20 protein-coding genes, 1 tRNA gene and 1 pseudogene are annotated in these 18,573 nt (G+C 64.3%); 16 read left to right on the forward strand and 6 right to left on the reverse strand.

Annotated elements, in window-relative coordinates; translation table 11 throughout:
• Nucleotides 1-85: 85 nt before the first annotated feature.
• Nucleotides 86-304, reverse strand: coding sequence for a hypothetical protein (locus CKV91_RS04930; protein WP_065860697.1), 219 nt, complete (start codon nt 302-304; stop codon nt 86-88).
• A 175-nt stretch (nt 305-479) separates the two neighbouring features.
• On the reverse strand, nt 480-1,175 hold the full coding sequence (locus CKV91_RS09800) for a DUF3043 domain-containing protein (protein WP_065860698.1): 696 nt from the start codon (nt 1,173-1,175) through the stop codon (nt 480-482).
• Between the two features lie 391 nt (nt 1,176-1,566).
• Here CKV91_RS09800 and CKV91_RS04940 point away from each other — a divergent pair, with 391 nt between their 5' ends.
• From CKV91_RS04940 to erpA, 4 genes are all read left to right on the forward strand, one after another.
• A complete protein-coding gene (locus CKV91_RS04940) occupies nt 1,567-2,358 on the forward strand; it encodes a PspA/IM30 family protein (RefSeq protein WP_065860699.1) in 792 nt (263 codons plus the stop codon).
• A complete protein-coding gene (gene pspAA, locus CKV91_RS04945) occupies nt 2,358-2,648 on the forward strand; it encodes a PspA-associated protein PspAA (protein ID WP_065860700.1) in 291 nt (96 codons plus the stop codon). The genes CKV91_RS04940 and pspAA overlap by 1 nt, the downstream gene beginning before the upstream one ends.
• A 3-nt stretch (nt 2,649-2,651) precedes the next feature.
• The gene (locus CKV91_RS04950; protein WP_095140977.1) at nt 2,652-3,746 is read left to right on the forward strand and encodes a glycerate kinase; all 1,095 of its coding nucleotides are present in this window, start codon (nt 2,652-2,654) and stop codon (nt 3,744-3,746) included.
• Nucleotides 3,747-4,054: 308 nt separating this feature from the next.
• A complete protein-coding gene (gene erpA, locus CKV91_RS04955; RefSeq protein ID WP_021104452.1) occupies nt 4,055-4,402 on the forward strand; it encodes an iron-sulfur cluster insertion protein ErpA in 348 nt (115 codons plus the stop codon).
• 162 nt (nt 4,403-4,564) lie between these two features.
• On the opposite strand, the gene CKV91_RS04960 is transcribed toward erpA, so the two are convergent.
• From CKV91_RS04960 to CKV91_RS04975, 4 genes are read right to left on the reverse strand one after another with little or no spacing between them, the layout of a single operon-like run.
• On the reverse strand, nt 4,565-5,635 hold the full coding sequence (locus CKV91_RS04960; protein WP_021104451.1) for an ABC transporter ATP-binding protein: 1,071 nt from the start codon (nt 5,633-5,635) through the stop codon (nt 4,565-4,567).
• Entirely contained in the window at nt 5,632-6,465 is an 834-nt protein-coding gene (locus CKV91_RS04965) for an ABC transporter permease subunit (RefSeq protein ID WP_021104450.1), read from the reverse strand. The genes CKV91_RS04960 and CKV91_RS04965 overlap by 4 nt, the downstream gene beginning before the upstream one ends.
• Complete coding sequence (locus CKV91_RS04970) at nt 6,462-7,421, reverse strand: ABC transporter permease (RefSeq protein WP_021106101.1); 960 nt, start codon at nt 7,419-7,421, stop codon at nt 6,462-6,464. The genes CKV91_RS04965 and CKV91_RS04970 overlap by 4 nt, the downstream gene beginning before the upstream one ends.
• 7 nt (nt 7,422-7,428) lie before the next feature.
• Nucleotides 7,429-8,562: an ABC transporter substrate-binding protein gene (locus CKV91_RS04975; protein ID WP_021106100.1), complete on the reverse strand. Its 1,134-nt coding sequence runs from the start codon at nt 8,560-8,562 to the stop codon at nt 7,429-7,431.
• Nucleotides 8,563-9,033: 471 nt separating this feature from the next.
• Here CKV91_RS04975 and rplU point away from each other — a divergent pair, with 471 nt between their 5' ends.
• The 12 genes and pseudogenes from rplU to thiE all read left to right on the forward strand — a co-directional run bounded on the left by rplU (nt 9,034) and on the right by thiE (nt 18,545).
• Nucleotides 9,034-9,342 carry a 50S ribosomal protein L21 gene (rplU, locus tag CKV91_RS04980; protein WP_021106099.1) on the forward strand — a complete coding sequence of 103 codons (309 nt, stop codon included), beginning with the start codon at nt 9,034-9,036 and terminating at the stop codon, nt 9,340-9,342.
• Between the two features lie 12 nt (nt 9,343-9,354).
• Nucleotides 9,355-9,612: a 50S ribosomal protein L27 gene (rpmA, locus tag CKV91_RS04985; RefSeq protein ID WP_021106098.1), complete on the forward strand. Its 258-nt coding sequence runs from the start codon at nt 9,355-9,357 to the stop codon at nt 9,610-9,612.
• Nucleotides 9,613-9,798: 186 nt separating this feature from the next.
• The gene (obgE, locus tag CKV91_RS04990; RefSeq protein ID WP_065860702.1) at nt 9,799-11,319 is read left to right on the forward strand and encodes a GTPase ObgE; all 1,521 of its coding nucleotides are present in this window, start codon (nt 9,799-9,801) and stop codon (nt 11,317-11,319) included.
• Nucleotides 11,316-12,449: a glutamate 5-kinase gene (gene proB, locus CKV91_RS04995; RefSeq protein ID WP_065860703.1), complete on the forward strand. Its 1,134-nt coding sequence runs from the start codon at nt 11,316-11,318 to the stop codon at nt 12,447-12,449. Before obgE ends, proB begins: the two co-directional genes overlap by 4 nt.
• A 234-nt stretch (nt 12,450-12,683) precedes the next feature.
• Nucleotides 12,684-13,931 carry a glutamate-5-semialdehyde dehydrogenase gene (locus tag CKV91_RS05000; protein ID WP_065860750.1) on the forward strand — a complete coding sequence of 416 codons (1,248 nt, stop codon included), beginning with the start codon at nt 12,684-12,686 and terminating at the stop codon, nt 13,929-13,931.
• A gap of 132 nt (nt 13,932-14,063) precedes the next feature.
• The gene (gene nadD / locus CKV91_RS05005; protein ID WP_036904434.1) at nt 14,064-14,702 is read left to right on the forward strand and encodes a nicotinate-nucleotide adenylyltransferase; all 639 of its coding nucleotides are present in this window, start codon (nt 14,064-14,066) and stop codon (nt 14,700-14,702) included.
• A gap of 15 nt (nt 14,703-14,717) precedes the next feature.
• Nucleotides 14,718-15,110 (forward strand): annotated as a pseudogene (gene rsfS / locus CKV91_RS05010) (ribosome silencing factor); the annotation flags it as partial.
• Nucleotides 15,111-15,235: 125 nt separating this feature from the next.
• Nucleotides 15,236-15,874: a histidine phosphatase family protein gene (locus CKV91_RS05015; protein WP_021104440.1), complete on the forward strand. Its 639-nt coding sequence runs from the start codon at nt 15,236-15,238 to the stop codon at nt 15,872-15,874.
• A 114-nt stretch (nt 15,875-15,988) separates the two neighbouring features.
• Nucleotides 15,989-16,061, forward strand: a tRNA-Ala gene (locus CKV91_RS05020).
• 142 nt (nt 16,062-16,203) lie between these two features.
• Complete coding sequence (locus CKV91_RS05025) at nt 16,204-16,806, forward strand: putative glycolipid-binding domain-containing protein (protein ID WP_157738738.1); 603 nt, start codon at nt 16,204-16,206, stop codon at nt 16,804-16,806.
• Nucleotides 16,807-17,092: 286 nt separating this feature from the next.
• Nucleotides 17,093-17,902, forward strand: coding sequence for a hydroxyethylthiazole kinase (gene thiM / locus CKV91_RS05030; protein WP_021104439.1), 810 nt, complete (start codon nt 17,093-17,095; stop codon nt 17,900-17,902).
• Nucleotides 17,889-18,545: a thiamine phosphate synthase gene (gene thiE / locus CKV91_RS05035; RefSeq protein ID WP_021104438.1), complete on the forward strand. Its 657-nt coding sequence runs from the start codon at nt 17,889-17,891 to the stop codon at nt 18,543-18,545. The genes thiM and thiE overlap by 14 nt, the downstream gene beginning before the upstream one ends.
• The last annotated feature ends 28 nt before the right edge of the window (nt 18,546-18,573 follow it).

The raw sequence follows: 18,573 nt of genomic DNA on the forward strand, positions 1-18,573 counted from the left end.
ACGGCCAGCCGCGATGCCAAGGTCCCTTGGTCACTGGATGCTTCGCTGGGACAGTGCTCGCGCACGTCCCGGTTGGAGACGGCCCTCATCCCTGTGACAGAGGCATCGGACCGTACACGGTCTCGTCGTTCGACAGCAGGGTGACGGCCTCCACCCCGATCTCCTCAAGTTCCGGCCACGCCTGGCTCAGCCATTCCTCGGCCTCCTCACGGGTCTCGAAGGACTGGTTGGCACCGATCTGGGCCAGATCCTCGGCAGAATGCACGGAGGGGTGGGGTTGGGACAGCAACCACGAGAAACTCATGGATTCACCCAATCAGAGCCATGCTGTCCAAGCAAGCAGATGGCGGGTCTTGACGCCCCGTCGATCGCGGAAATCGGCCAGCGGTGAACCACTATGGCACGCACCAGTGCCGGACCGGCCATGCTGCACCGAGGTGTTCCAAGGATTGTTGTTCCATGAATTTCTGGGCGGAGTCTCACGCCCTCCGGTGTGACCCACGCTCCACCCGAGGAACGGGGTTGCGCCACCGTCGTGGGGTCATGGCACGGTTGTTGAGGTAGCTCAGCAGACCCTTGCGCGAGACTCCGGGGTACTTGGTGTTGAGTTGCTTCTTCACGCCGGCCCACAGCCGCCAGGAATCGATGATCCAGCCCAGCATCGCCACGAGCATGGCCAGGGAGAGCAGGTTGACCGCTGCAATGGCCCGGGGGGCGAAGATGAGGATGGCCAGCCACACCGCCATGACGATGAGGAAGACCGGCATGAGGAACTCGCTGAACGTCCACCGACTGTCGACGTAGTCGCGGATGAGACCACGTTCGGGGCGTCGTTCTGCAGCCTGCATGGCCTCCAGACGCTTCTCCTGACGTACGCGACGGTCGCGGCGACGCTGCTCCTTGGGCGACAGGGAGGGATTGAGCCGTTCCCGGCGCGCGGCCTCGGCCTCGGCCCTGGTGGGGGTTGGCGCGCCCTTGGGCTGGTGAGCCTTGGAGGCGGCACTGCCCTGTCCCGCTGACGTGTCTCGTCTCGTCGACTGGTTTGAGGAGGTGCCACTCGTCTCGGCATGCTCATCCTGCGAGGAGGCAGGTTCTGGGGCCGCTGCCTCCTTGGGGGAGGACCTGTCGGTCTCGGTCTTGGTCTGGCCCTGTTCATAGGGGCGGAACAGTCCCACGGTCGTCCTCGATGTCGGTGTGTTGGGTCGATGTGCAGTGTTGGTTGGCTCGTGCCGGGTCTGGCGCATCGGCCCTGCCAATGTCTGGACGTGTCCGATGGTTGCCGTCGTACGTCGACGAGAGCTGGCCGTGCACGGGCCGAGTTGCCATTGTACGGCGTGGGGACGGGCGCCGTCGAGACGCGTCCCACGGCAACGATTCCGATGTTGGGCCCAGTGTGTGTGGAGCACAGTGTGTGGAGCCCAGGGCGTGTCGTGCCACAATTGCCCTGACGACACGCCACTGCCTCGGTGGGTTTGCCCGTCCCGTAGGCTTGACGTGTCGTCGTCTCGACGTCGTGTGACGTTGGCGCTGCGACATGCATTGAAGGGGAAGGATCCGACACCACTCATGGCAGGTATTTTTGAGCGGCTGTCCACGGTTTTCCGGTCGAAGGCCAACAAGGCTCTCGACAAGGTCGAGGACCCGCGTGACACCTTGGACTACTCCTATCAGAAGCAGCTCGAGTTGCTGCAGAAGGTCCGTCGCGGCATTGCCGACGTGGCCACCAGCCGCAAGCGTCTGGAGCTGCGGATGCGCCAGCTCGCCCAGGAATCCGATCGACTCGAGAACCAGGCGAAACGCGCACTGGAACAGGGACGTGAGGATCTGGCACGCGAGGCACTGCGGCGCAAGGGTGAGGTCACCACGCAGCTTCAGGAGATGCAGAATCAGTACGCCTCCCTGCAGGAACAGGAGGAGAAACTCATTGCCGGCCAGCAGCGCCTGCAGGCGAAGGTCGACGCCTTCCGCACCAAGAAGGAGACCCTCAAGGCCACCTACTCTGCGGCTGAGGCCCAGAACCGCATCAATGACGCCTTCAGCGGTCTGGGCGAGGAGATGGGTGACGTCGGCATGGCCATCCAGCGTGCCGAGGACAAGACGATGCAGCTCCAGGCCCGGGCCGGTGCCGTCGATGAACTCATGGCCACCGGCGTCATCGATGATGTCACCGGTCTGGGCGGCGATGACATCGACCGAGAACTCAACCAGTTCGCGAGTTCCTCGGCCGTCGAGAATGACCTTGCCGAGCTGAAGAAGAAAATTGCGATCGAGAATGGCAGCCAGCCCGAACAACTGGAGGCTGGCCCATCCGGCTCGAGCGCTGGGAACCGATCGCAGACCTCAGGAGGGGATCACTGATGATCGTTCGGATTGTTGGTGAGGGCCAGTGGGAGGTGCCCGAGAGTGAGCTCGGAGACCTCAACGTCATCGACGCCAAGGTGGAGAAGGCCGTTGACGCCGCGGACCAGAGCGCTCTCACCGCCGCTCTGACCGAACTCGTCAACCGGGTGCGTACTCATGGGAAGCCCGTGTCCGAGGCCACCGTCACGGACTCCGACCTCATCATCCCCGACATCTCCTCCACGATCGACGAGATCACCGTGTGGCTCGATGAGAACGTCTCTCGCGACGGGCTCATCCCGGGCTGACCCGTGCGTGTTCTCGTGGTGACCGACGGCTGGGGGCAGCTTTCCTCGGCAACCGTCGGTACTGCGTTGGGGAGGGCATGGAGTCAGCTTGACGCCCAGGTGGCCGTCGTTCCGGTGGGCGTGTGCGGTGCAGGGTTCTCCCAGGCATGGGCAGATGCCCATCACGCGCGTCTGGAGCACGTTGTGGTTTCCGGCTCTGCTCTCGTCGGCGACGAGGTGGTCGGTGATGGCGGGCAGACCACTCCTGCCCGGGCACCTTCCTCCAGAAGTTCCTGTGGTGAGGCAGATGCTTTGAGCGGCAATGACATTGACGTCACCGTGGCTCGAGCGGCAGGGCAGGTGCTGATACGTCCTGAGCTGCCCGACCTGGGCCAACGGCGGTGGAACGAGTCCTCGGCGGTGTTGGCGAATGTCGTGGATGAGCTGACGAGCCCTGATGAACACATCGTCCTGGAGCTGGGGCAGGTGCCGTGGCGAGACGGCGGACGCGGAGCAGTTGAGGCCGGTGACTCCTGGCTGGAGCGCACGACACTGGTGGTGAACAGTCGAGATGCCGAGACCCAGCTCACCGGTCTGCGCGGGGTGGTCTCCACCGAAGGACGCGCCGAGCTCATGGACGCAGACGAGATGCTGCGCAGGGATCGCGAGCTGTGCGAATGGGCAGGAGAGCTCACGGGCGACGATTCCTCCGGCCAGACACCGGGAGCTGGTGCGGCTGGTGGGTTGGGTATGGCCGTCATGGCACGCGGCGGGCGAGTCTGCACTGGCCCTGCGTTGCTCATGGAACACGCCCATGCTGCCGCCACCATGGATGCTGCCGACCTCGTCGTCACGGGATGCACTGAGTTGAACTTCGGCACCATGGGTGGGGAGGTCGTCACGACGGTGACCCAACTGGCAGCTGGGCACATGGTTCCCGTCATCGTCGTTGCCGGATCGGTCACCGCGTCGTCGCGCGAGTTGCGACAGACCGGTATCGAGGACGCCCAGGCCTTGTTCGAGGGCGAGGTTCTGGATCCCGAGGCTCAGCTGGTGGCCGTCGACCCACAGTGGATCACTGCTCGTACGCTCCCGGTTGCGCGTACCTGGTGCTGGTGACAGGTCCAGCCGTCCTCGGTGGCACCTGGTGCTGTCGAGGGATTGTCCGCGACGCACCTGTCATGGTGGCGTGCATTTTTCGCCACGGCCCTCAACGTCATGGGACGGTACTCGGCTGAACGCGATACGAGTGATTTCGTCCCTTGGGATCTGGCCATTCCAGTGTGGTCTGGTTACGATGGACGCCACGTGACTGCAGATGGGACGCGGGAGACGATCTCCTCGGCCGGTGCCGTCACCAGAGCTGAAAACATGCAGTTCCATCCTCAACCAGGACGGGTTCGCAACCGTCCATACAGGAGACAGATATGACCGACACCACGACAGAGACCCAGGGCATCATCCTCACCGATGCAGCCACCGCCAAGGTGAAGTCCCTGCTCGAGCAGGAGGGGCGCACCGACCTCGCCCTGCGTCTGGCCGTCCAGCCGGGCGGATGCTCCGGGCTGCGATACCAGCTGTTCTTCGACGAGCGTCAGCTGGACGGCGACATCGTCAAGAGCTACGACGGCGTCAACGTCGTCACCGACCGGATGAGTGCCCCCTACCTCTCCGGCGCCACCATCGACTTCATGGACACCATCGAGAAGCAGGGCTTCACCATCGACAACCCCAATGCCACCAGCACCTGCGCCTGTGGTGACTCCTTCCACTGATCCAGATTCGGTACGCGATTCCTCTCTGATCGATTGACATTCGCGGCCGACAGTACCGTGGGGCCAATTCGCCTCATACTGGCCTTTCGATCGTTGTCAGACACAAGGCCCCAACCACTCGTGGTTGGGGCCTTGACGTGTGTTGTGCACCGGGTGAGTAGGTTACGCCGTAGTGAGTTCCTCAGGCGACTCGGCCAACACGGGTGCGCCGGTGAGCTCGATGTGCACACCATCCCCAGCGCTCAGGTGGGAGCTGGCTGCCGCCGGCGTCTGGACGACGATCCCGGTGCCAGCGGATGTGGTGAGGTTGACTCGGGCGAACGCTCCCAGGAACGACACTGAGGCCACCGTGGCATCACGATTGGCACGTGAAGTCGGTTCGAGTCGCATGTGTTCGGGGCGGATGAGTACGTCAACCTCGCCGGTGGCTGAGCCAGGTAGCAGAGGGAGTTGATTGTCACCAAACTGAGCTGTCGTACCGTCGGAATGGGCACGGACCTTGTTCGTCACGCCAATGAATTTGGCGACGAATGGTGTGTTCGGCTCGTTGTAGATCTTCTCGGGTGCATCGAGCTGGGCAATTCGTCCGCCATGCATGACGCCCACCCGATCGGCGATGGCCAAGGCTTCCTCCTGGTCGTGGGTGACGAACAAGGTGGTCATCCCCACGTCGAGTTGGATACGACGAATCTCCTCGCGCAGCTGGACCCGAACCTTGGCGTCCAGAGCTGACAGTGGCTCGTCGAGCAGCAGAACCTGGGGCTTGACGGCCAGAGCGCGAGCCAGAGCGACTCGCTGCTGCTGGCCACCCGACATCTGGTGGACGTACTTGCCCACCTGGTCGGCCAGTCCCACCAGTTCTAGGGCTTCCTGGGCCTGCGTACGAGCTGCGGATTTGCCCACTTTCTTGTTGCGCAGGCCGAAGGCCACGTTGTCGAGGGCGTTGAGATGTGGAAAGAGGGAGTACGACTGGAAGACCATGGCCATCTCACGCTTCTGAACCGGCACGTGGGTGATGTCCCGATCACCGACAAGGATCCGCCCTCCATTGACCGACTCGAGACCGGCCAGGCAACGCAGAGCAGTCGTCTTGCCACAGCCGGACGGCCCGAGCAGGACGACCATCTCCCCAGACTCGACGACGAGACCGAAGTCGCGCAGGGCGGTCGTCTGACCGTACTTCTTGACCACATTCTCCATGGTGACGCCGACGGCGTCCGCACGAGTATTCATCGTTTCGAACCCTTCTGGTACTTCTTGTTGGCAGCTGCACTCACCACGTCGATGCTCATGAGCAGCACGATGGCAAACACCATTGCCAGCAACGCCATGGCTGCAGCGATGAACGAGTCGTTCTGGTTCATGACGAATAGAGCATTCTGCAGATTGCTACGGCCCAGCAGCGCAGCCAAGGTGTACTCACCCAGCACCACCGCGATCGACACGAAGCAGGCCGAGAGAATCGCGGTGCGCAAGTTGGGAATGATCACCTTGACCATCGTGCCCAACCATGAACTACCGAATGTCTGGGACGCCTCGAAGAGGGTTCGGACGTCGAGCTGACGCAATCCAGCGTCCAGAGCACGGTAAGCGTAGGGGAGTACGAGGATGACGTAGGCCAGGGCCAGCCAGTACCCATCGGTGGACAGGATGGTCGTGGAAAGAAAACGGTAGATGGGTCCCAGACCCACCACCAGGGCAATGGCTGGAATGGCCAGTGGCAGCATGCAGACGAACTCCACCACCTTGCCCATCCGATGAGAGCTCAACCTGGTGATGACCATTGTCGGCAGCAGGATGATGAGCATGATCGCCACCGTGATGACGGCTGCGATGGCTGAATTCGCCAGACCATTGCCCAGCTCCGTGAGGTCGACGCTGCCGTCCGACCCACCAAAGAGAGTGGCCCAGGAGTCGAAGGTCCACGCATCGGTGGCGGCCAATGGTCGGTGGATGCTGTAGAGGAACAGCGAGACCAACGGGATGAGGAAGAAGAGCAGCACCAGGATGAGGAGAAGCCAGTGGCCTGCTTCATGGCACCTGCCGGTAGTTGAGCGGTTCATTGCCGTGACCACCTCTCCGACTTGGCGGACAGCATCCAGTTGAGGGCCATCGCGATGGCGACGACGACGATCATCGCCAGGGCCAACATGGCAGCAGACCCCTGCTGGGTGGTGTCGAGCTCATTGCTCATGTTCGACTGGATCATCAGCGGAACGAGAATGGAACGCTGCGAGAACAGCGCTGCGGCCGTCGCAAAGGACGAGAACGCGTTGGCGAACAGCAAGATCACCGAGCCGAGAAATGCCGGCCACAGAATTGGACCGGCCACCTTCGTCCAGTATGTCCAGGTGCTGCCACCAAAAACGGCATTGGCCTCGCGCCACTGTGGACGCACACCGTCCAGGGCCGGTAGGAAGACAATGATCATGAGAGGGATCTGGAAGTAGCAGTAGACCAGGGTGAGCCCGGGCAGGGTCGACAGCCAGGTCGGGTCAATTTCCACACCGAACATGGTCTTGAGCAACTGGGTGAGCACCCCGGTGACGCCGATGGTGGCGATGAAGGCGAAGGCCAGCATGACACCGCCGAACTGTGCCAGCACCGAGCACAGCGAAGTCACCAGACGACGCAGCAGTGGCCTGGTCTGTGACAGCACCTCCAAGGCATTGGCGGCCGCCCCACCGATGATCGCACTGATGAGCGCTGAAGCCAGCGACACCAGTAGAGAGGTACCGAACGCCTCCACGGTGTTGGCCTCGGTGAGCACCGAGAAGTTCGTGGTGGAGAAGGTTCCGTCGGAATCCTGGAAGGCGCTGACGGCGATGAGGATCGTCGGAAGCACGAGGAAGGCTGCCACGTAGAGGAAGAACAGGCTGGTTCCCCACAGTGGCGAGATACGTCTTCTGGATTGGGGTGTTGCCCGTTGCAGTTGCGCTTTGGGATGTGATGCATCAGTCCCACGCTCCTGCACATCGGTGGTGGCGGCAGCGTGGGAGCGAGCAGGAGAGCCGGTCATGGAAAACTCAGTTTCCGATGGTCTTGGGCCAGTTCTTGCCAAGCCAGGTCGTCATGGCATCAGCCTGCTTGGAGGTGTAGGTCACCGGCTTCTTGATCTCCGGCAACTTCGCCAGAGCGTCCTTGTCGACGGTGCCGTCCTTCTTCATCTTCTCGAGCAGGGACGGAATGGCTCCACCGCGCATCCACTCGTTCTGGGCATCGGGGCTGTAGAGGTACTCCTCCCACAGCCGTGCAGCTGCCGGGTGTGGGGCGTCCTTGTTGACGGCCTGGTTGTAGTACTGCTCCACTTCGCCGTTGGGCAGGGTGAGCACCTCCCAGTCGACATTCTGCTGCTTGCTCAGACGCTCCTTGATGGCCGCCTGATTGTACGACCAGTCAAAGACGACGCCGGTCTGGCCGGAGTCGATGGTGGCATCGGTGACGTCAATGGTGTTGAGGCTACCGGCGTCCTTGAGGGCCTTGAAGAAGTCCAAGCCGGGCTGGAAGTCGTCCAAGGACCCACCTTGGTTGAGATTGACGGCGAGGAATCCGTTCTGGGCGGAACCAGCCTCAGCAGGTTTGCCATTGAGGGCAACCGTGCCCTTGAACTTCGGGTCGCTGAGGGACTTCTTGAGGTTGTTGACGTCGATCGAGCCGTACTTGGTCTTGTTGTAGCCCAGCGTCATGAGACCGGTGTAGTCACCCACGAATGCACCGTTGGAGTCCTTGGCTCCCGCTGGGATGTCGTTGAAGGAGGCAACCTTGTAGGGGGCGAACTTGTCGGTGTTGGTGGTAGCCACACCGATGCCGAGGTCGAAGACGTCAGGGGCCTTGTTGGTGCCGGCATTGGTCTTGGCGGCACTGATCTCCTCAGCCGATGAAGCATTGGGGTTGAGCTCGTTGACCTTGATATCGGGGTACTTCTTCTTGAACCCCTCGATCACCTGACCGTAGTTCGACCAGTTGTGCGGTAGAGCGATGACGTTGAGCGTGCCCTCGGCCTTGGCGTCCTTCTCCAAGGCGTCCATGCCACCGCCCTTGTCCGCGGAGACCGCTGAAACCCATTTCTTCGACGAGCTGGGCGCCTCGGAACTGGAGTCGGAGCCACCACAGGCACTCAGTGATGGGGCAGTGATGGCAAGTGCAGCGACAGCAGTCACAGCGCGCAGAACGTTTCGGTGGTTTCGCCGACCTTCGAAGATAGTCACAGTAGCTCCCGAAGAGATGATGAGTGATGGTCTCCACCAGTGGTGGAAGCCTTCACATGTCTAGCGGGGTGGAGGAGAAATCAGCCGACAATGACATGAACGTATGATGAATACTTCATGAAATTTTGATGCATCCGATGACAAGGACCCCATCGTCGAATGACAGGGACAAATGGAGCCGGTGCCGCCTTTGGTGATCCTGGTGTACTGGTTTTCGGCTTCGACTGAAGTGGAACAGAGCGCGTCACGTGGCATAACGTACCGACCGTGTGAGCTTCCGATGCCGGTTTGCTTCGCGGATTGTGCTCACGTATAGTAGGCAGCCGGTTTGGCGCGCGTGTATCGCGTCGGCGTCAGACGAAGTTTTTCCGGGGCCGCTGGTTCCGGTCCCGTGATGAAGACAACAACGAGAGTAGGTCAGGCGTGTACGCGATCGTGCGTAGTGGCGGCCGCCAGCACAAGGTGGCAGTGGGTGACATCGTCGAGATCGACAAGGTCGCCGACGAGGTGGGTAGCAGCATTGAGCTGACCCCGCTTCTGCTGGTGGACGGCGAGTCTGTCACCTCGGACAAGGATGGCTTGGGCAAGGCCAAGGTCACCGCCGAGGTGCTCGGCGAGACCAAGGGCCCCAAGGTCCGCATCCTCAAGTACAAGAACAAGACCGGTTACCTGCGACGTCAGGGGCATCGCCAGAAGTACACCCAGGTCAAGGTCACCGGAATCGAAGGCTGAAGGTAGACAGACATGGCACACAAGAAGGGCGCGTCCTCCTCGCGCAACGGTCGTGACTCGAACGCTCAGCGTCTCGGCGTCAAGCGTTACGGCGGCCAGATCGTCAATGCTGGTGAGATCATCGTGCGTCAGCGCGGTACCCACTTCCATCCCGGAGATGGTGTCGGTCGTGGTGGCGACGACACTCTCTTCGCACTGCGTGAAGGCGCTGTCGAGTTCGGCTCCCGCCGGGGTCGTCGCGTCGTCAGTGTGAATCCGGTCGAGGCCTGATCCTCCCGGTTTCCATATCACGAGAGCCCGAGCCGCCAAGGCGGTTCGGGCCTCTTTGTGTCCGGTACCAGCCCATTCCCCGGGCGGGGCTGCAGGTCTCGGTGCCTCCCCGGCGGGCAACCTTCGTCTGGTCAGCCCCGCACGGGTAGGCTGAATTCACCCCGCGATTTTCCCAGGAGACGTCCCATGGCCATTCCGTCCTTCGTCGACCGCGCCACGATCCTTGCCGTCGCCGGCAACGGCGGCCACGGCTGCGCCTCGATCAAACGGGAGAAGTTCAAACCGCTGGGTGGACCCAACGGTGGCAACGGTGGCAACGGCGGGTCGGTGATCGTGCGCGTCGATCCACAGCTCACCACCCTCGTCGACTATCACCGGCTGTCCACCCGCAAGGCCACCAATGGTGAGCCCGGTCGTGGTGACGACCAAAACGGTGCCAACGGTGCCGACGTCGTGCTCATGGTGCCCGACGGCACGGTCGTCTCCGATGTCGAGACTGGCGAGACGCTCGCCGACCTCACGGGAGCTGGGGCACAGCTCACCGTTGCTGCTGGGGGACGCGGCGGGCTGGGCAACGCTGCCCTGGCGTCGGCGGCCCGCAAGGCTCCCGGTTTCGCCCTGCTGGGCGAGGAGGGCGAGCAGCGCCGGATCAGGTTCGAACTCAAGGTCGTCGCCGACGTCGGCCTGGTCGGGTTCCCCTCGGCTGGCAAGTCGAGCCTCATCGCGGCGATCTCGCGGGCACGCCCTAAGATCGCCGACTACCCGTTCACCACCCTGGTGCCGAACCTCGGCGTCGTCGTGGCCGGTGAGACGACGTACACCGTGGCCGACGTGCCCGGACTCATCCCCGGTGCCTCCCAGGGCAGGGGACTGGGATTTGACTTCCTGCGTCACATCGAACGGTGTCGAGCCATCGTCCACGTCATCGACTGCGCCACCTATGAACCCGGACGTGATCCGATCAGCGACCTCGACGTCATCGAGGGTGAGCTGGCGGCGCACGGCGGTCTGGAGGATCGCCCTCGTCTGGTGGCTCTCAACAAGGTGGACGTACCCGACGGCGATGACCTCGCCGAGATGGTCAAGGCCGACATCGAGGCTCGTGGCCTCCCGGTCTTCCCCATTTCCACCAAGTCTGGTGCGGGGCTCAAACCACTCGTCTACGCCATGGCCGAGCTGGTGGAGCAGGCGCGTGCCGCGCAACCCGATCCGGAACCCGAACGCATCGTCATCCGTCCCAGGGCGACCTCCGCGCCAGCCAAGGAGTTCGAGGTGAAACGTCAGGGTGACGGCAACGGCGGTTTCCTGTGGCGGGTCACCGGTGCCAAACCGACTCACTGGGTTGCCCAGACCGATTTCAACAATCCCGAGGCCGTGGGTTACCTCTCCGACCGTCTCAACCGGCTCGGCGTGGAGGAGGAACTGCTCGTCCAGGGGGCCCTGGCCGGTGATGCCGTGGCGATCGGTGGTGAGGACGCGGTGATCTTCGACTTCGCCCCACAGATCGAGGCCGGTGCCGAGATCCTGTCGCGGCGCGGCCAGGACCAGCGTCTGCAGGGGGAGCGGCCCTCGGCGACCCGACGCCGTGAGATGGATCGGGAGTACCACAAGGCCCGCGAGGAGTTCGGCGTCGTCGGTCGCGACACCACTGGACGCTCGTGGCGCGCCGAGGTCGCCGAGCAGGATCCGAACTGGAATCAGCAATGACCACGTCCGCACGCAATGTCATCGCCGCCGCGCACCGCATCGTCGTCAAGGTTGGGTCGTCGTCACTGACGGCCCCCGGCGGCGGGATCGACGTGGCGAGGGTGGACGAGTTGGTCGACGTCGTCGCACGAGCACGTCTAGACGGCAGGGAACCGATCCTGGTGAGCTCCGGGGCCATCGCCACCGGATTCCCCGCCTTGGGCATGCCACACCGCCCCAGGGACCTGGCCGGCAAACAGGCGGCCGCCTCGGTGGGACAGGGAATCCTGCTGGCCCACTATGCGCAGCGGTTCGCCGAGCACGACCTGCAGGTGGGCCAGGTGCTGCTCACCGTGCACGACCTCGTGCGGCCCCGCGGCTACCGCAACGCCTCGGCCACACTCACCAGACTGCTGTCGCTGGGGGTAGTGCCCATCGTCAACGAGAACGACACGGTGGCCACCAGCGAGATCCAGTTCGGCGACAACGACCGTCTGGCAGCGCTGGTCGCCGAACTGGTGCGCGCCGAGGCGCTCGTCCTGCTCTCCGACGTCGACAGCCTCTACACCGCGCCACCGTCGACGCCGGGGGCCGAACGCATCGCCCTGGTCACTGACACGGCTGACCTGCAGGTGCAGACCCACGGGGGCGGATCCGCGGTGGGCACCGGAGGCATGACGACCAAGCTCGACGCTGCCGGCACCGCAGCCGGGTCGGGGATTCCGGTGGTGCTCACCCGAGCCGATCTGGCCGGGGAGGCGATGGCCGGTGAGGATGTCGGCACCTATTTCGCCCCGTCCCTGGTGCATCGCCCCAGACGGCTGCTCTGGCTGGCGCATGCCGCGTCCCCACAGGGGGAGATCCACATCGACTCCGGAGCGGTGACCGCCCTGCGTGAACGGCACGCCTCACTGCTCGCCGTCGGTGTGACGACGGTGCACGGCGACTTCCAGCCCGGGGATCCGGTGCTGCTCATCGGGCCGGACGGCGAACCTGTTGGGCGGGGCATCGCCTCCTACGGTGGCCAGGAGGTGCGAGCCATGCGAGGACGGTCGAGCTCCTGGCTGGCCACCGAGTTCGGCCCGGGCGCCTCCCGCGAGGTGGTGCATCGCGACGCGATGGTGCTCTCCCGCAGACGCCGTCGCAGCTGAACGGCAGACCCAGGACCCATCGCCTGGCAGCCTCATCGACGGGTCCCGCCCCTGTTGCCGGATCGTCGCCGAGCCAGTTCGTTGCGCTCCACCCGTCTCTCACCCCCGGCCCTCGTCAACCCCATGCCATGGGGGCAGCGGCATGGTGGCAGATGGAGGCTCGTACTGCTGCGTCACCTGCTCTCCTGGTGGACCAATTGCCGCTTCGAACTGATCTGGCTCTACCATCAGGTCATGACCACCGCTTTCGTGAGCCAGGCCCAAGCGGCCAAGGCCGTCTGCCCCCAGCTGCGTCGCGCCGATCGTGCCACCAAGGACGCCGCCCTGCGTGCCATGGCCGAGCAGGTGCGCACCGACAGCGCCACTATCCTCACCGCCAACGAGACCGATGTCTCCCGAGGCCGTACCGCTGGAATGTCCCAGGCCATGCTCGACCGCCTCACCCTCACCCCGCAGCGGGTCGAGGCGATGGCGTGCGGATTGGAGGACCTGGCTCGACTCGCCGATCCGGTCGGTGAGGTGGTGCGCGGCTGGACGACTCCCCAGGGGGTCCACATCGAGCAGGTCCGGGTTCCCATCGGCGTCATCGGGATCATCTACGAGGCCCGTCCGAACGTCACCACCGATGCTGCCGGAATCTGTCTCAAGTCGGGAAACGTGGCTCTGCTGCGGGGCTCCTCATCGGCGCTCGACTCCAACCGAGCCATCGTCGCCGCCCTGCGCGCCGGGCTGACCCGGGCGGGAATGCCCGCAGATCTCGTCAGCCTCGTGGAAGGTGGTCATGAGGTCACCGGCGAGATGATGCAGGCTCGCGGACTGGTTGACCTGCTCATTCCGCGTGGTGGCAAGGGGCTCATCCAGCGGGTGGTCACCGGCTCGGCGGTGCCCGTCATCGAGACCGGGTTGGGCAACTGTCACCTCGTCATCGACGCCGACGCCGATCTCGACATGGCCCTGCGCATCGCCCGCAATGCCAAGGTGCAGCGGCCCAGCGTCTGCAATGCCATCGAGACGGTGCTCATCCATGCCGACATCGCCCCGCAGGCCATCGCAGCCCTCACCGATCAGATGGTGGCCGACGGCGTCACCCTGCACGGCGATCCACGTGCTGTCGCCCTCGACAACCGCATCGTCCCGGCCACCGCCGAGGAGTACGAGGCGGAGTACCTCTCCTTGGACCTCGCTGTGAAGGTCGTCGACAACCTGGACGAGGCCATCGCGCACATTGCGCAGTACGGCACCGGACACTCCGAGACGATCGTCACCAATTCGGTGGTGGCCGCCCAGGAGTTCACCGCGATGGTTGACGCGGCAGCCGTCCTCGTCAATGCGTCCAGCAGATTCGTCGACGGTGGACAGTTCGGGTTCGGCGCCGAGATCGGCATCTCCACCCAGAAGATGCATGCCCGAGGCCCCATGGGACTACCGGAAATGACGACGACCAGTTACCGTGTCGTCGGTACCGGCCAGATCCGATCCTGATCCGATGCCAGTGGCAGGTGTTTTCGATAAGCTGAGGAGCCATGTGCATGACTCGCAATGACGCGGCCCCCACGTCTGGAGCGTGCATCGTGCACCATGTCAGCGAATTGCCAGTGTGAGGTCGTGGATCTGATGGAGTCGACGGAACTGGGTCTGGCCCGTCCACACAACGGACGACGCTACCGGCTGGGGGTGATGGGCGGCACTTTCGACCCGATTCACCACGGGCACCTGGTGGCGGCCTCGGAGGTGGCTGCGCGGTTCAGTCTGGACGAGGTGGTCTTCGTGCCCACCGGTGTGCCGTGGCAGAAGAAGGACCGCAAGGTCTCCCACCGTGAGGACCGGTACCTCATGACGGTCATCGCAACGGCCTCCAACCCCTCGTTCTCGGTCTCGCGGGTGGACATCGACCGGCAGGGGGAGACCTACACCGTCGACACATTGCGTGACCTGCGCCGGGAACGTGGAGACGACGTCGACCTGTTCTTCATCACCGGTGCCGACGCGCTGCGCCAGATCCTCACCTGGCGCGGAGCCGACGAGCTGTTCGACCTGGCCACCTTCATCGGTGTCTCGCGTCCCGGTGTGCCGTTGACGCCGGAGGACATCTCGCATCTGCCGGCCGACAAGGTCACCCTGCTCGAGGTGCCAGCCATGGCGATCTCCTCGACGGATTGCCGGCGACGTGTCACGAGTAATCTACCGATCTGGTACCTGGTGCCCGACGGCATCGTGCAGTACATCAACAAACGTGGCCTCTACCAGGCCTGACCCCACGGAGGATCATTGACCGCCACACAGCTTGCCATTGACATCGCCCGCCACGCCGCACGTGCCGCGTTCGACAAGGCGGGGCGAGACATCGTCGCCCTCGACGTGTCGGAGCACATTGCCTACACCGACGTCTTCCTGCTCGTCACGGCAGCCAACGAACCGCAGGCAGATGCGATCAATGACGAGATCCAGGCCCGACTCGCCGCCGAGGGTCTCCGGCCGACACGCTCGGAGGGCGAGGCCGAGAAGCGGTGGATCCTGCTGGACTTCCGTGACGTCATGGTGCACATCCAGCAGGTGGACGAGCGTGAGCAGTACTCCCTGCAGCGGCTGTGGAAGGACTGCCCGCACATCGACCTCCAACTTCCCGAACATGGGGGCGCCGGTGCCGCCGAGTCCGGGACCCAGGGAATCGACGCTGCGGAGTTCCAGGATTCTGCCGTCGAGGGGCTCACCGCCGAGGGCAAGCCGACTGACAACGTCTTCGGTGAGGTTACTGGCGAATCGTCCGACGAGCGGATTGCTGGCCAGTGAGTGGGCGGACACGGCTCGTCCTCGTTCGGCATGGACGCACGTCCTACAACGTTCAGGGACGGCTGCAGGGCCGTCTCGACATCGACCTGGACGAGGTGGGTCGACGGCAGGTTGCCGCCACCGCGCCGGTCATTGCCGCCATGGAGCCTGCTGCCGTCCTCTCCTCACCGCTGCAGCGGGCTCGACACACGGCTGAGGCCATCGCCTCGGCAGCCGGGGTGTCGGTGCGTGAGGACGGGCGACTGGTGGAGATCGACGTTGGTGTATGGTCAGGTGAAAAGGCCAGCCAGCTGCGTCGGAACGATCCCACGTACGCCGCTGGCATGACGGCTCGCGACGACTACGTGCGGCCAGGCGGGGAAAGTGCCGGCGAGGTCGCCGAGCGCATCATCGCCGTGTGTGCGGACGCCGTGGGTGAGCATGCCGGGCAGACTGTGGTGCTCGTCTCGCACGGGTTCGCGTTGCGTACGGCTGCGGCCTATCTCATGGGTGGTGACTATGCCGCATCGCGTCAGTTCGGTGGACTGGCCAACTGCGGCTGGATCGTCTTGGATCATCTGGACGCTGAGGAACGGCAACGCAGGGGATTCACGTCACCGTGGCGGCTCATGGCGTACAACGCGACGGTGAGTTGAGGCTGCACACGCCCCTGAGTGGCCGATTTTGCATTTTGAATCCATGTCCGCTAAAGTTTTACGAGTCGCCCGGCGAGCCGGGAAGAACTTGGGTCAGGAATGATTCCCAGGTTTGGGGCATTGGCGCAGTTGGTAGCGCGCTTCCATGGCATGGAAGAGGTCAGGGGTTCGAATCCCCTATGCTCCACATCATGAATGGACTGCTCAATTGTGAGCAGTCCATTTTTTGTCCCCGTATTTCTCGTTGCCACGATTTCCTGCCCCGGCATCCGTATTCTGGGACCGATCCTCTTTGGCGAAACTGTGTGGTGATGGGTGGGGTGATGCTCATGTGGGCGAGGAAGCGGACGTACGCATGGCGTGGTTGGGACGAGCCCGATCTCGTCAACACCGCAACCGTGGCCTTTCACCGCAACCATCTGGATGCCACCGGTGTGCAGGAATGTCCGCACTACGCCGCCCGATGGGAACTGATCACGGACTCACACTGGATCACCCGCGAGATCACCATCGAGGTGGCAGGCAACGGGTGGGGCAGGACGCTGCGCCTCGTTCGCCGGAGGAACGGTCAGTGGCGCGACAAGGCCACCACCTCCGGCACGCAACCATCCGGCCTCGCCTCGCCGGGAATCGCGCCGGACACCGACCTCTCGGCGGCACTCGACTGCGATCTTGAACAGTGCCCCCTCACCTGCACCATGCCGATCCGACGGCTGGGTCTGCTCGAGGGTGCAGTGCCGTCCACGAACCTGATCGTGGCGCGGGTGGAACTCCCCTCCCTGCACGTCACCGCGTCGGAGCAGCACTACGCCAGCGTCGATGCCCACTGCGTGGCCCACGGGGTCGACGCCGGGGCAGACGTCGTCGTCGGAGTGGACGCCGAAGCCGTCGTCACCGATTACCCGCAGGTGGCGCGCCGGGTTGGGAACTGAGTGGTTGTCCACCGACCAGCGCCGCCTGCTCAGAGGTGTTTTCCCTGGGACAACGGCATGTGGGCTGCACTATGCGGTGTCGCTCCTGGCCCACAGCCCTGACGAAGCCCACAGCCCAGACGAGGGATGGGTGGGCCAGTGATGATCCCGACGGCTGCTGCCGTCCTGCCGTCCCAGCGTTAGGCTGTACCCAGCGCGGGAGCCCGTCGGGGCTGAGAGGGCATCTGGATGAGATCTGGTTGTCGACCGCTGAACCTGTCCGGGTCATGCCGACGAAGGGAGACCAATGACTGACGAGTCCATTTTCACCAGCCGCGTTGCCGAGGCGGTGACGGCCATGCGAAAAGCCAATCCGGTGACGCAGTGCCTCACCAATATCGTTGTGACGAACTTCACTGCCAATGTGCTACTTGCTGCTGGCGCCTCACCGGCGATGGTCGACAACGCCCAGGAATCCGGGATCTTCGCCCAGATGGCTGAGGGAGTCCTGGTGAACTCTGGCACCCCCTACCCCGAGACCGCCGAGGCCATGAAACAGGCTGCCGGCACAGCTGCCGGAAAATGGGTGCTCGACCCAGTGGCGTGCACGCTGCCGTGGCGTGGCCAGATCGTGCGCGACTGCCTGGCCGCAAGTCATCCCGCCATCATTCGTGGCAACGCCTCCGAGATCCTGGCCCTCCACGGCACGGGTGAGGGTGGGCGGGGCACCGACGCCGTCGACACCACCGAAGCCGCCCTGCCAGCTGCCCGAGAGCTCGCCCGAGCCAACGAGTGCGTCGTTGCCGTCTCCGGGCCGGTCGATCGCATCACTGACGGTGCCCGGGTGGCCACCGTCACGGCGGGTCATGAGTGGATGACCCTGGTCACCGGTGTCGGCTGCTCCTTGGGAGCCCTCATGGCGGCCTTCGCCGCTGCCGAGTCCGATCGTCTCGTCGCCGCCACGGCCGCCACGGCGATGATGTGCGTGGCTGCCGAGCGTGCTGCCCGGCGCACCGTCGCCCCCGGCTCCTTCGCCATCGCCCTCATCGACGAGCTGTACCTCGTCACTCCCGACGAGGTTGCCGAGCAGGGAGGAATCCGCTGTGTCCAGGCCTGACTTCGACCTGTCGGTGTACCTGGTCACCGACACCGATCAGTGTGGTGGCGCGGACGGCGTCGTCGAGACGGTACGGCAGGCCGTGGATGGGGGAGCGACCCTGGTCCAACTGCGGGACCACCACCTCGGTGATGACGACTTCGTCGTCCTGGGGCGGCGTCTGGTGGACGTGCTCGCCGGCGCAGGAGTCCCACTGCTGATCGATGACCGGGTGCACCTCGTCGAGACCATCGGGGCAGCCGGTGCCCACGTCGGCCAGTCCGACACCGACGTTGCCACGGCGCGGCGCATCATCGGCCCCGACCGCCTGCTCGGACTGTCGGCCCAGAGCCCCGAACATGTCAGGGCAGCCATCGCTGCTGGTGAGGACATCGTCGACTATCTGGGCGTGGGGGCACTGCATGCCACGGGGACGAAGCCCGAGGCCGACGACTTGGGGCTGAGGCGTCTTGCCGAGGTCATCAAGGTCAGTCCGTGGCCGGTGTGTGCCATCGGTGGCGTCAAGGCCGACGACGCCGCCGATCTGGCCCGTATCCACTGCGACGGTATGAGCGTCGTCTCGGCCATCTGCGGCCAACCTGATCCGCGTCAGGCCGCCGCCGACCTTCTCGCAGCGTGGACGGTCGCCACCGGTCGGAGCTGAGACAGCGGCAGTGTGGGCCTCCCCTGAG

The organism is Cutibacterium granulosum, assembly GCF_900186975.1.
GTDB lineage: Bacteria > Actinomycetota > Actinomycetes > Propionibacteriales > Propionibacteriaceae > Cutibacterium > Cutibacterium granulosum.

Bases quoted from the DNA above. Each gene is read 5' to 3' on its own strand.
- CKV91_RS04960 (WP_021104451.1), bottom strand. From the start codon at position 5,635: ATGAATACTCGTGCGGACGCCGTCGGCGTCACCATGGAGAATGTGGTC.
- CKV91_RS05025 (WP_157738738.1), top strand. From the start codon at position 16,204: ATGTGGGCGAGGAAGCGGACGTACGCATGGCGTGGTTGGGACGAGCCC.
- CKV91_RS04965 (WP_021104450.1), bottom strand. From the start codon at position 6,465: ATGAACCGCTCAACTACCGGCAGGTGCCATGAAGCAGGCCACTGGCTT.
- CKV91_RS04970 (WP_021106101.1), bottom strand. From the start codon at position 7,421: ATGACCGGCTCTCCTGCTCGCTCCCACGCTGCCGCCACCACCGATGTG.
- CKV91_RS04930 (WP_065860697.1), bottom strand. From the start codon at position 304: ATGAGTTTCTCGTGGTTGCTGTCCCAACCCCACCCCTCCGTGCATTCT.
- pspAA (WP_065860700.1), top strand. From the start codon at position 2,358: ATGATCGTTCGGATTGTTGGTGAGGGCCAGTGGGAGGTGCCCGAGAGT.
- proB (WP_065860703.1), top strand. From the start codon at position 11,316: ATGACCACGTCCGCACGCAATGTCATCGCCGCCGCGCACCGCATCGTC.
- CKV91_RS05000 (WP_065860750.1), top strand. From the start codon at position 12,684: ATGACCACCGCTTTCGTGAGCCAGGCCCAAGCGGCCAAGGCCGTCTGC.
- nadD (WP_036904434.1), top strand. From the start codon at position 14,064: ATGGAGTCGACGGAACTGGGTCTGGCCCGTCCACACAACGGACGACGC.
- rpmA (WP_021106098.1), top strand. From the start codon at position 9,355: ATGGCACACAAGAAGGGCGCGTCCTCCTCGCGCAACGGTCGTGACTCG.
- obgE (WP_065860702.1), top strand. From the start codon at position 9,799: ATGGCCATTCCGTCCTTCGTCGACCGCGCCACGATCCTTGCCGTCGCC.
- CKV91_RS04940 (WP_065860699.1), top strand. From the start codon at position 1,567: ATGGCAGGTATTTTTGAGCGGCTGTCCACGGTTTTCCGGTCGAAGGCC.
- thiM (WP_021104439.1), top strand. From the start codon at position 17,093: ATGACTGACGAGTCCATTTTCACCAGCCGCGTTGCCGAGGCGGTGACG.
- erpA (WP_021104452.1), top strand. From the start codon at position 4,055: ATGACCGACACCACGACAGAGACCCAGGGCATCATCCTCACCGATGCA.